Below are 11,609 nucleotides of genomic sequence, written 5' to 3'. Positions count from 1 at the left end.
CGTACCAGCAAGCGAGAGGACTCCGCACATGACTGTGAGCAGCACGGGCTTCACCGGGAAGGCGGCCTTCGTGACCGGAGCCGGCTCCGGCATCGGCCGCGTGACTGCCGGCGCCTTCGCCCGCGCAGGTGCCCGCGTCGCCCTCGCCGAACTGTCCGCGGACGGCCTCCAAAGACCGCACGGCTCATCGAGGAAGCGGGCGGACAGGTCCTGGCCCTCGCTTGCGACGTCACCAGCGAAGACGATGTGCGGTCCGCGCTGGACGACACCACCCAGGCGTTCGGACGACTGGACGTCGCCTTCAACAACGCCGGCATCGAGCAGCCGGTCAAATCGGCCGCGGACATCACGAAGGACGAGTGGGACCGTGTCGTCGGCGTCAGCCTGACCGGAAAGTTCCTGTGCATGAAGCACCAGATCCCCCTGATGCTCCAGCCGGGGGCGGCGCGATCGTCAACGCCTCGTCAGGCGCCGGCGGCAAGGGCTTCAAGGGACAGGCGGCCTACGCCGCCGCCAAGCACGGCGTCATCGGCCTGACCCGCTCCACCGCCCTCGACTACGCGGCGTCCAACGTCCGCGGCGACGCCGTCTGCCCCGGCATCATCGACACCGAGATGATCGAGCGCTTCGCCGAAAAGCACACCCGGAGGGCGGGACGCCCTGGTCGTGGACGAGCCGATCGGACGCCTGGGCACACCGGAAGAGATCGCAGCCGCCGTCCTCTGGCTCTGCTCGGACGCCGCCTCCTTCGCCACCGCTCACGCCATGGTCGTCGACGGCGGACAAACCGTCTGACGGCGTCGCGGCAAGGCGTCGTGCCGCCGAGCAGTTCATCCAGGCACCCCTGACATCAGTCGTGCCGCCACATCTCCCCACCTGAAGGGACAACACCACGTGAATCCCACATACGACTTCAACGGCCAGGTCGCCCTCGTTACCGGCGCCGGCGCCGGTAACGGCCTGGCGACCGCCCGCGCGTTCGCCCGGTCCGGAGCCGCCGTCGCCCTCACCGACATCGACGAAGCGGCCCTGAACGCCGCCGCGAAGGAACTCACCGACGCCGGCCACCAAGCCCTCGCCCTCACCTGCGACGTCAGCGACGAGGACCAGGTCGCCGCCGCCGTCGACCGTACGGTCGAGACCTTCGGCCGCCTCGACATGGCCTACAACAACGCCGGCATCCAGATCCCGCCCAGCGACGCCGCCGACGAGCCCGCCGAGCGGTTCGACCGTGTCAACGCCGTCAACCTGCGCGGCGTGTGGGCCTGCATGAAGCACGAACTGCGACACATGCGTGCCCAGGGCAGCGGCGCGGTCGTCAACTGCTCCTCCCTGGGCGGCCTGGTCGGCCTGCCCGGCCGCGCCTCCTACCACGCCTCCAAGCACGGAGTCATCGGCCTGACGAGCAGCGCGGCACTCGAATACGCCCCCCGAGGCATCCGCATCAACGCCGTCTGCCCGGGCACCATCGACACCCCCATGGTCAGCGACATGATCGCCAAGGGAGAACTCGACCGCGCCGAGGCCGAGGCCAACCAGCCCATCAACCGGCTCGGCACCGCCGAGGAGATCGCCCAGGCGGTCCTGTGGCTGTGCAGCCCCGGAGCGAGTTTCGTCGTCGGTGTCGCCCTCCCCGTGGACGGTGGCTACGTCGCCCGCTGAAGACAGCCCACGCAGGAAGGAGAGCTGAGAGACATCATGGAATTCATCAAGCAGCGGCCCAGCAGCAAGGCGCCGGCGGACTGGTTCACCGGCGACGTGTGGTGGGACGTCATCGTGGCCGGCCAGGAGCCGTCGAGGATGCGCGCCAACCTGGTCCGCTTCTCGCCTGGTGCCCGCACCAACTGGCACTCCCACGCCCTGGGCCAGACCCTGCACGTCGTTTCCGGCATCGCCCTGATCGGCACCCGGGACGGCACCGTCTTCGAGGCCCACCCCGGGGAGACCGTGGCCTGCCCGCCGAACGAGGAACACTGGCACGGCGCCGCCCCCGACCGGTTCATGGAACACATCGCCCTGTGGGAGGGCACAGGCGACGGCACCCCCGAGACCACTTGGGCCGAGCCGGTCACCGACCAGCAGTACAACGGCCGCCGCACCCGCGACCAGTAGCCCGGGCCCATCCATCACGCAAACCGGGGCTCACTCAGGGCATCACGGCGTCCCCGGGAGGGCCGCCTGCCTCGCCTCGCGCGCCAGGGCCCCGAAGACGTCGGTCAGTCGCTCCTGATGGGTTTGGTCGAGGCCGCCGCCAGACACTGGTCCAGCCGTGGAGGACCGCCATGCTGAACATCGCGGACACTTTGCACGGCTGGTGCCGCGAGGCACGCCCCTTCGCCCTGGCCACCGTCGTCGGCGTGCACGGCAGCGCCCCTCTGCCGATCGGTACGTCGGTCGCGGTGGACGAGGACGGCAACGCCGTCGGCAGGCGCCGTGGCACAGGTCGTGGACGGCTCGTGCTCTGTCGGTCCGCGAGCGTGACCGGCTGATCGCGCGTGGGACGAGCCAAGCGCCGCGTCAGCCAATGGCCGTAGTGCCGCACCCGATCGACTGGTCTGCGGCTGCTCGGAGTTGAGGCGGGGGCGTCTCGGAGCGGGTGGCGCGCATCAGCGCGAGTGCGGTCAGCGGTATGAGGGTGAGCGCGGCCGCCACTGTGCCGACCAGCGGGGGCCCGGCTTGCCCCAGTGGTGAGGCCAGGGCGACGCCCGCCGTCCAGGAGCCGATGGCGATGCCCACGTTGGGTGCCGCGCCGCTGAGGCCGGAGGCGAGGGTGGGCGCGGAACCGGCGAAGCCCAGGGTCAGCGCGCCCAGCACCGGGGTCGCGGCGAAGCCGGTCATCGCCATGAGTGTCACCAGGACGACGGCCGCCACGGGGCTCGGGGAGAGCAAGGTCAGCAATAGTAGGACCAGCGTGGTCGTGGCGGCGGCCGTGATGAGGGTGGCAAGGGGGCGACGGTCGCCCAGGCGCCCGCCGACCGTAGTGCCCACCAGGGCGCCCAGGCCGTAGCCGGTCAGGACCATGGGCACGGCTCCAGCGGAGATGCCGGCCCGCTCGGTGAGCAGGGGCGAGATGTAGGTGTACGTCGCCAGGACACCGCCCATCAGCAGCGTCATGGCACTCAGCGTCAGCCAGACCCGGACATCCCGCAGCGCGGCGAACTCGGCCCGGACGGAAGGCGCTTCGCGCCGCTCCTCGGCAGGGATGTACCGGCCGATGACCGCCGCCGCGCCGGCTGACAGCGCGGCCAGCACCCAGAACGGCCCGCGCCAGCCCGACAACTGCCCCAGCCACGCGCCCAGCGGCACGCCGGCCACGGTGGCCACGGTCGCACCTCCCAGGAGCATGCCCAGGGCCCGTGACGTCGCCGCCGGTCCTGCCGCGGTCGTGGCCACGATCGCGCCGACGGACCAGAAGGTCCCGGTGGCCAGTGCGGTCACCACGCGGGCCGCGAGTACGAGCGCGAAGGACGAGCTGAGTGCGGCGACCAGGTGACCCAGGGCGAAGACGACCAGCGCGAGGATCAGCGTGGAGCGCCGGGGCAGGCGCAGCGTCGCGACAGCCATCACCGGCGCACCGGCGATCATGCCTGCCGCGAACGCCGTGATCAGCAGACCTGCCTGAGACAGGGAGACATTCAGATCATCGGCGATCTCGGGCAGCAGGCCCGCGATGACGAATTCGGTGGTGCCCATGAGAAACGTTCCGGCGGACAACGCCAGGACGACGAAAGGCAGTTTGCGGGGTCGGTCGTCGGTCGTGGGTGACATTCGGTGGGATTCTCTTTTCAGGGCGACGTGCGACCGCGGCGGGGTGGGAACGCCGTAGAGCATCGCACCGCACGGGCGTTCTGTGAGGGGGAGGAATTTCTCCCTGCTAGATGCGGTAGAGGGCTGCGTCGGCTTCAGACTGCCCCCGACATCGAAGGGCCGGACACTCACCAGTCGTCAGGACGCCGAGCGGGGGAAGTCCTTACGTCTGCCGGAGCCGAAGCCGGGCCGCGGAGCCTGCGCCGGGCGACCAGGGTCGAGCCTGCGACAAGCCCGAGGGAGACAAGGGTGAGCCGGCCGGCGATGGACGGGCAGTCCGACGGCGTGTCGTAGCCGCCGTCATCGAGCCCGGCCTGACGTTCGAAGTGGTTGAACGCACCGAAGAAGAATGCCTCGTCGAGGGCATACAACAGCGCGGGGAAGGCGGCAGGCCCACCGGCGAGCGAGAAGGCCGCCCACGGGTCGGCGTGCCGGGCCTCGTGTTCCGCCAGGCGCTGCGTGCGCGGCGAGTCCACCTGCATGCGCTGGTAGGTCAGGAAGACCGTGCCGAACATGGTGCCGGCGCGGACGACTCCGTCGTCCAGAACCACAGCGGTCGTCCCGTTGTCGCCCCGACGCACCTCGCCGCCCTTGCCGACGCCGTAGAGCAGGGCCGCTCCGGAGACCGGCGCGTTGACCACCACGCGGGTGGTCTCCCACAGACCTCCGTCACCCTCGGATCCTGCCACCGCGAAGGCACCGCCGGACGCCAGCTGCACCGCCGCCCCGGCCGTGACCACCCCGCGCCGCAGCCGGGACGGCGCCCGCCCGCGCAGCGTGCCGACGATGGCGAGGACAAGGCCCACGAGGCCGCCACAGATCAGGCACGCCGCCCACCACAACGCCTGCGGGCTCTCCGGTTCCCCGGCCGCATGGCAGGCACCTGTTGCTCCGGGACGGCCGGCCGGCGCTCCGGCGCAACCGCGGGAGCGGGCATGGCGGTCAAGGTGTACGGGGATCCCAGGGTCGCGTTCCCCGTGATCCATACGACGCCGAGAAGCGCGGCGGCACCGGCCGACGCGCCGCCCCAGGCCTCGGCCCAGCACAGCGGACCGTTCGTCAGGAGCCGGCCGCGCAGCCAGTACGCGGGCCGCCGGCCCAGTGCGGCACCGAGGGCGGCCGGGAGGAGCACGGTGAGCAGGGCAGCCGTGTTCACGGTCGCCGAGGAGTGGCCGACTCCGTCGAGGACCCCGAGCAGAAGAGCCAGGTCGCTCCGGCGGAATCCAGGAAATGCAGCGGCGAGCAGTGGGATGTTTTCTCCCAGGAGCGCTTTTGTCCCAGGAGAGAATTGCTCAGCCTCCGATCGCTGACATCGGGCGGTCCGGCTGGACGAAGGTCGGGGCGTCCAGGCCCGCGCCCGCCTTCTTGCCCCACATCGCCTCGCGCCAGAGCCGCGCGATCTCCTCGTCCGGGGCGTCCGCGCGCAGGGCCGCACGCAGGTCGGTCTCCTCGCGGGCGAAGAGGCAGGTTCGTATCTGGCCGTCGGCGGTGAGCCGGGTGCGGTCGCAGGCGGCGCAGAACGGGCGGGTGACCGAGGCGATGACGCCCACGACGTGCGGGCCACCGTCGACCAGCCAGCGCTCCGCCGGGGCCGAGCCGCGCCTCTCCGCGCCCTCCTCGGTGAGCTCGAAGCGGGTGCGCAGGGAGGTCAGGATGTCGCCTGCTGTGATCATGCCTTCGCGCTTCCAGCCGTGCTGGGCGTCCAGCGGCATCTGCTCGATGAACCGCAGTTCGTAGTCGTGCTCGACCGCCCAGGCCAGCAGGTCGGGCGCCTCGTCGTCGTTCAAGCCCGGCATCAGGACCGAGTTGACCTTCACCGGGGTCAGGCTCGCCTGACGGGCCGCGTGCAGGCCCTCGATGACGTCCTTGTGGCGGTCACGGCGGGTGAGGGTCTTGAAGACGTCGGGGCGCAGGGTGTCCAGGGAGACGTTGACCCGGTCAAGGCCCGCCGTCTTCAGGGCGGCCGCCGAACGCTTGAGGCCGATGCCGTTGGTCGTCAGGGACATCTGCGGGCGCGGGGCCAGGGCGGCGACCCGCTCAACGATGCCGACCAGGCCGGGGCGCAGCAGGGGCTCGCCGCCGGTGAAGCGGACCTCCTCGACGCCCAGCGAGGTCGCCGCGATGGTGATCAGGCGGACGATCTCGTCGTCCGTGAGCAGGTCGTTCTTGCCCAGCCACTGCAGGCCCTCCTCGGGCATGCAGTACGTGCACCGCAGATTGCAGCGGTCGGTCAGCGAGACCCTCAGGTCGGTGGCCTGCCGGCCGTAGGTGTCGATCAGCACGTTCCTGAGACCATTCCTGCCACGTGCCGCGCTGTGTCCGGTACCGCCCCGGAAACGTGGTGGATCGGCCCGCTGACCCGGACCAGAGGCAAGCCACTCCCTCGGCCGGCGTGGGCGATGATCTCGGCGGTGATGGAGATGGCCGTCTCCTCGGGGGTGCGGGCGCCGAGGTCGAGGCCGATCGGGGAGCGCAGTCGGGTCAACTGCTCCTGCGTGACGCCGACTTCGCGCAGACGGAGCAGGCGCTCTTCGTGGGTGCGCCGGGAGCCCATCGCGCCGACGTAGCCGACGGGCAGGTCGAGTGCCAGTTGCAGCAGGGGGATGTCGAACTTGGCGTCGTGGGTGAGCACACAGACGGCGGTACGGGCGTCCACGGCCGTCTGTGCCAGGTAGCGATGGGGCCAGTCGACGACCACCTCGTCGGCGTGCGGGAAGCGGGCCTTGGTGGAGAAGACGGGGCGGGCGTCGCACACGGTGACGTGGTAGCCGAGGAAGCGGCCGGCCTGGGCGAGGGCGGCGGCGAAGTCGATGGCGCCGAAGATGAGCATGCGTGGGCGGGTGGCGGCCGCGTGGACGAGGACGGAGAGCGTCTCGGGGCAGGTGTCGGCGTCTCCGCCGAGGGCGAGGCGTGCGGTGCGTCCGGTGCGCAGTTGGGCGGTGGCCCGGTCAGCCATGGCCCGGCCGGTCGGCCCGTCGCCGAGCGTGCTGTCGGCGATCCAACTGTCGCCGAGGACGCTCAAAGTGGCGCCGACCAATCCCTCAGGCCCGTCCACGACCTGGGCGACGGCGGCGGCCCGGCCCTCAACCACCTCGGCGAGCGCCGCGCCGAGATGCGGCTCGACGGCCGGATCGACACACTGCACGAGCACGTCGAGTTCCCCACCGCAGGTCAGGCCCACGGCAAAGGCGTCGTCGTCGGAGTAGCCGAACCGGGCACGCTGTGGAGCGCCTTGCTCCTGGAGGACCTGCTGGCAAAGTTCGTACACCGCTCCTTCGACGCACCCGCCGGAGATGCTGCCGATGGCGTTGCCGTCCTCGTCCACGGCCACCGACGTACCGATGGGCAGGGGTGCGCTGCCGGTGACGTCGACGACGGTGGCCAGGGCGAAGGGGCGTTCCTCGCGGCACCAGCGGTGCAGTGTGTCGGCGATGTTGAGCATGGAGGGCCTCCAGAGCAGACGGTCGCTGTCGCAGAAGGTGGGCCGGGCCGCCGCCGCGTCGACGGGGGCACATGCGCGGCGGCGGCCTGGGAGGGGCCGGCAGCCGTACGGGGGTTCGGCTGCCGGCCCCGTCTGGGGAGGCGGTGGTGTCAGAGCAACGCCTCGGCGGTGATGGGCAGTTGGCGGATGCGTCGGCCGGTGGCGTTGTAGACCGCGTTGCCGATCGCGGCCGCCACGCCGACCTGGACGACCTCGCCGAGTCCCTTGACGCCCAGCAGGTTGCCGGCGTTGTCCTCGCCGTCGAGGTAGATCGCCTTGATCTCGGGGATGTCGGCGTTGACCGGGACGAGGTAGTCGGCGAGGCTGGAGTTCATGATCCGCCCGTCGCGGTGGTCGGTGACCGTGTGCTCCAGCAGCGCCTGGCCGATGCCGCCTACGATGCCGCCGATCGCCTGGCTGTCGGCGAGCTTGGGGCTGATGATCCGCCCCGCGTCGTAGACGCCGAGCATCTTGCGCACCCGTACCAGTCCCAGGTCCGCGTCCACCGAGACCTCGGCGAAGGTCGCGCTGTAGGCGAAGTAGGCGGACCGCTCGGAGCCGGGTCCCTCGTAGGAGCCGTTCGCCTCCAGGTGGGAGCGGTCGTTGCGGGCCAGCAGGCGCTTGTACGTCTCACCGCGCACTGTGTTGTTCCGGTCGTGCAGTCGGCCGTTGCGCACGACCACGTCGTCCGCGTTCACCCCGTACAGCGGCGACTCGCGGTCCTCCACGGCCAGCTTGATCGCCTGCTGGCGCACTTTGTTGCAGGCGTCGACGACGGCCGAGCCGACACTGGCCATGGTCGACGAACCGCCGTGCGGCGAGGTGAACGGATACTCCGAGTCGCCCAGCCGGAAGGTGACCGTGCGCATGGTCAGCCCGAGGGTGTCGGCCGCGACCTGGGTCTGGGAGGTGTACGTGCCCGGCCCCATGTCGGTGGTGGCCGCCTCCACGACCGCCGTGCCGTCGGCATCCAGCCGCGCCCTGGCCTGCCCCGGATACCGCCCGCAGTCGTAGGCGCCGGCGGCCATGCCCAGGCCGATCAGCAGGTTCCCCTCCCGTGTGGAGCGCGGCTTGGGGTTGCGGCGGTCCCAGCCGAACTCGCGGGCGCCGACCGTGTAGCACTCGCTCAGCCGGCGGGTGGAGAAGGGCTCGTCGGTCGACTCGTCCTCGGCCGGTTCGTTGCGCCGGCGCAGCTCGATCGGATCGATGCCGAGTTCGGTGGCGAGCTCGTCCATGGCCGACTCGATCACGAACGACGCGGGGGCGAAGCCGGGCCCACGCATCCAGATCGGGGTGTTCACGTCCAACGGCACCTGCCGGTATGCCTGGCGGACGTTGGGCATGCTGTACATCATCTGGCCCGTGCCCAGGACGGCCTCGAAGAACGTCTCGTACGACGAGGTCTCGTGGTCGATGTCGTGGATCGCGGCGTTGAGCCGGCCGCGCCGGTCGCTGCCGAGGCGCAGCCGGTACTCGTAGGCCGGCCGGAATCCGGTGCCGAAGTACATCTGCTTGCGCGACAGCACCAGTTTCACCGGGCGCCGTGTCACGCGGGCGGCCAGCGCGGCGACGATCGTGTGCGGCCAGCAGCGCAGCCCGCTGCCGAACCCGCCGCCGACGAACGGGTTGATGACCCGCACCGCGTCCGCCGGGAGGTCGAAGACCGCGGCGATCTCGTCGTGCGTGCCCATCACCCACTGGGTCTTGTCCCACACCGTGAGCTTGTTGCCGTCCCAGCGGGCGACGGTGGCGTGCGGTTCCATCGGGTTGTGGTGGTTGCGGGCCAGTTCGTACTTCAGGTCCAGCCGTACGGCCGAGGAGCGCAGCCCTGCTTCCGCGTCTCCGCGCGCATAGGGCGTCGGCTCGCCCGGCTTGGCCTTGGTGATGTCGGTCGAGGGCTGTTCGGCGTCGTAGCGGACCTTGACCAGGCTCGCCCCGTGCTGGGCGGCCTCCAGGGTGGTGGCCACGACGACGGCGACGGGCTGGCCGTGGAAGAGGACCTTGTCGTCCTGGAAGACCCGGAGCCTGCGTCCGGCCGGGTTGTTGGACCCGGCGTTGTCGCGGTACGGGAGTTTCGGCGCGTTGCCGTGGTGGATCACCCGCAGCACACCGGCGTGTTTCTCGGCGGCGCGCGTGTCGATGGAGGTGATCCGGCCGCGTCCGATGCTCGCGTCGACGATGACGGCGTGCACGACACCCTTGAGGTCGTGTTCGGCGGCGTACTCCGCCTTGCCGGTGACCTTGAGCCGGCCGTCCACGCGGGACAGCGGTGCGCCTACGGCTGCCTGCGGCTGGGGGCTCATTCCATCTCTCCTACGGTGCGCAGCTGGCGTTCGACGGTTCGCTTCAGGAGCTCGACCTTGAACCGGTTGTGCTGAAGGGGGCGGGCACCGTCGGCCGCGTGGCGGGCGGCCTCGGCCCACAAACCGTCCGAGGGGCGCTCGCCGATCAGGGCCCGCTCGACGGCCGGCAGCTTCCACGGCACGGTGGCCACACCGCCGGCGGCGACCTTCGCCTCGCGGATCACGCCGCCCCGGATGTGCAGGGCGACGGCCGCCGAGGCGAGCCCGAACGAGTAGGACTGCCGGTCGCGGAGCTTCAGATAGGCCGACTTCAGCGGACGCGGATAGGCCGGGATCTCGACCGCCGTGATCAACTCGTCCTGCCGGAGGTTCTGTTCGCGGTGCGGAGTGCTGCCGGGACGGAGCAGGAAGTCGGCGAAGGGGAGGCTGCGCTCCTTGCCGTCCGGGGCCTGCAGGTGGACCGTCGCCTCCAGGGCGGTGAGCGCGACGGCGAAGTCGGAGGCGTGGGTGGCCACGCAGTGGTCGGAGCCGCCCAGGATCGCGTGGCCGCGGTTGTAGCCGCCCAGGGCGGCGCAACCGGAGCCGGGCTCGCGCTTGTTGCAGTCGGCGGTGACGTCGCGGAAGTAGGTGCAGCGGGTGCGCTGCATGATGTTGCCGCCGATGGTGGCCATGTTCCGCAGCTGGGCCGAGGCGCCCCGCAGCGCTTGGGCGGCCACCGGGAAGAGGGAGTTCAGCTTGGGGTCGGCGGTGGCCACGGCCATCGGGACCAGGGCGCCGATGCGGATGCCGCCGCCCGCGGTGGCGGTGATCTCACTCAGGGGCAGGGCGCTGATGTCGACGAGCGTCTCGGGGGTTTCGACGCTCTCGCGCATCAGGTCGACCAGCGTGGTACCGCCGGCGATGTAACGACCGCCGCGTCTGCCGGCGGCCAGGGCTTCCCGGACGCTGTCGACGCGGGTGTAGGAGAAGGGGTGCATGCTGGCCGCTCCTTACTTGCGGGCGGCGGTCTGCTCGACCGCGCGCACGATCTTGACGTAGCAGCCACAGCGGCACACGTTGCCGCTCATGTACTCCCGGATCTCCTCCGGCGAGCTGGTGTGGCCCTCCTGGATACAGCCGACGCCGGACATGATCTGGCCGGGCGTGCAGTAGCCGCACTGGAAGGCGTCCTCGTCGATGAACGCCTGCTGCAACGGGTGGAGTTCGCCACCCTCTGCAAGGCCCTCGATCGTGGTGACCTCGGCGCCCTCCAGACGCACCGCCAGCGTCAGGCAGGAGTTGACCCGCTGCCCGTCGACCAGCACCGTGCATGCCCCGCAGGCCCCGGCGTTACAGCCCTTCTTCGAGCCGGTCAGGTCAAGGTGCTCGCGCAGCAGATCCAGCAGCGAGGTCCGGTTGTCGACCGTCACCGTCCGCCGGGTGCCGTTCACCGTCAGGGACACACGGCTGGAGGGGGCCGCACCGGTGGCGGTCGCTTCCTCGGCGCCGGCCAGGAACGTTCCTCCGGCCACCACGACACCGCCCACCGCGACACCGGTGGCGATGACGGTGCGCCGACTGGGCCCCGAGGTGGACTCACCGGTTCCGGTGGGCGGGGAAACAGCAGAATCAGGGAGTTCAGAGGACATACATTCGCCTTTGCATCACGGACGGATCAGTCGTGTACACCAGCGGGAGACCAGGCACGGGATCGACGCCACCGCGGGAACAGGGTGACCGCTCGCCTCGACCGGGCGGCTGATCACGCGGAAAGTCTTGCACCATAGGCGTCACCCATGGCAGGGAGAGTTTTGTCCCCCCTTGCATTTCCTTGGCCGTCTCTTGGTCGGATGAGAAGGCGCGAACTGCTCTCGAAGGGCGTCGGTGTCTCGACCGGCTGCCAAGACGCCGCTTGAGGTCACGCTCTGCGTGTCCACCGCTGACGAAACCCGGCACCGCGACCGCGCGCTTCGTCGCTCACCGGGTCGTGGACTCACCGGGAGGCCGAGATCGGGTGGCTGAGCGGCGCCGGCGGCCTG

At 70.8% G+C, this 11,609-nt stretch carries 11 protein-coding genes and 2 pseudogenes; 5 read left to right on the top strand and 8 right to left on the bottom strand.

What is annotated here, in order from left to right; genetic code table 11:
* Nucleotides 1–28 precede the first annotated feature (28 nt).
* The 5 genes and pseudogenes from OHO27_RS01005 to OHO27_RS00985 form a co-directional block, all read left to right on the top strand.
* A pseudogene (locus OHO27_RS01005) lies at nucleotides 29–581 on the top strand (SDR family NAD(P)-dependent oxidoreductase); the annotation flags it as partial.
* A gap of 85 nt (nucleotides 582–666) precedes the next feature.
* Nucleotides 667–795, top strand: coding sequence for an SDR family oxidoreductase (locus OHO27_RS01000; protein WP_328419373.1), 129 nt, complete (start codon nucleotides 667–669; stop codon nucleotides 793–795).
* Nucleotides 796–894: 99 nt separating this feature from the next.
* Complete coding sequence (locus OHO27_RS00995) at nucleotides 895–1,662, top strand: SDR family NAD(P)-dependent oxidoreductase (protein WP_328419371.1); 768 nt, start codon at nucleotides 895–897, stop codon at nucleotides 1,660–1,662.
* Between the two features lie 36 nt (nucleotides 1,663–1,698).
* Nucleotides 1,699–2,112: a (R)-mandelonitrile lyase gene (locus OHO27_RS00990; RefSeq protein ID WP_328419369.1), complete on the top strand. Its 414-nt coding sequence runs from the start codon at nucleotides 1,699–1,701 to the stop codon at nucleotides 2,110–2,112.
* 170 nt (nucleotides 2,113–2,282) lie between these two features.
* Nucleotides 2,283–2,438, top strand: a pseudogene (locus tag OHO27_RS00985) (XdhC family protein); the annotation flags it as partial.
* A gap of 79 nt (nucleotides 2,439–2,517) precedes the next feature.
* Here OHO27_RS00985 and OHO27_RS00980 read toward each other — a convergent pair.
* From OHO27_RS00980 to OHO27_RS00945, 8 genes are all read right to left on the bottom strand, one after another.
* A complete protein-coding gene (locus tag OHO27_RS00980; protein ID WP_328419367.1) occupies nucleotides 2,518–3,768 on the bottom strand; it encodes an MFS transporter in 1,251 nt (416 codons plus the stop codon).
* Nucleotides 3,769–3,935: 167 nt separating this feature from the next.
* Nucleotides 3,936–4,613 (bottom strand): hypothetical protein, encoded by a 678-nt coding sequence (locus OHO27_RS00975; protein ID WP_328419365.1) that lies wholly within the window; start codon nucleotides 4,611–4,613, stop codon nucleotides 3,936–3,938.
* A gap of 14 nt (nucleotides 4,614–4,627) precedes the next feature.
* Nucleotides 4,628–4,963 (bottom strand): hypothetical protein, encoded by a 336-nt coding sequence (locus OHO27_RS00970; RefSeq protein ID WP_328419363.1) that lies wholly within the window; start codon nucleotides 4,961–4,963, stop codon nucleotides 4,628–4,630.
* A gap of 136 nt (nucleotides 4,964–5,099) precedes the next feature.
* The gene (gene moaA / locus OHO27_RS00965; protein ID WP_328419361.1) at nucleotides 5,100–6,089 is read right to left on the bottom strand and encodes a GTP 3',8-cyclase MoaA; all 990 of its coding nucleotides are present in this window, start codon (nucleotides 6,087–6,089) and stop codon (nucleotides 5,100–5,102) included.
* On the bottom strand, nucleotides 6,083–7,249 hold the full coding sequence (locus OHO27_RS00960) for an XdhC family protein (protein WP_328419359.1): 1,167 nt from the start codon (nucleotides 7,247–7,249) through the stop codon (nucleotides 6,083–6,085). The genes moaA and OHO27_RS00960 overlap by 7 nt, the downstream gene beginning before the upstream one ends.
* A 149-nt stretch (nucleotides 7,250–7,398) precedes the next feature.
* Nucleotides 7,399–9,591 carry a xanthine dehydrogenase family protein molybdopterin-binding subunit gene (locus OHO27_RS00955; RefSeq protein ID WP_328419357.1) on the bottom strand — a complete coding sequence of 731 codons (2,193 nt, stop codon included), beginning with the start codon at nucleotides 9,589–9,591 and terminating at the stop codon, nucleotides 7,399–7,401.
* Nucleotides 9,588–10,568 (bottom strand): FAD binding domain-containing protein, encoded by a 981-nt coding sequence (locus OHO27_RS00950; RefSeq protein WP_328419355.1) that lies wholly within the window; start codon nucleotides 10,566–10,568, stop codon nucleotides 9,588–9,590. The genes OHO27_RS00955 and OHO27_RS00950 overlap by 4 nt, the downstream gene beginning before the upstream one ends.
* Before the next feature lie 12 nt (nucleotides 10,569–10,580).
* Nucleotides 10,581–11,219 (bottom strand): (2Fe-2S)-binding protein, encoded by a 639-nt coding sequence (locus tag OHO27_RS00945; protein WP_328419353.1) that lies wholly within the window; start codon nucleotides 11,217–11,219, stop codon nucleotides 10,581–10,583.
* Nucleotides 11,220–11,609 lie beyond the last annotated feature (390 nt).

The organism is Streptomyces sp. NBC_00443 (assembly GCF_036014175.1).
Classification (GTDB): Bacteria; Actinomycetota; Actinomycetes; order Streptomycetales; family Streptomycetaceae; genus Streptomyces.
This window is presented reverse-complemented; position numbering and strand designations above follow the sequence as displayed.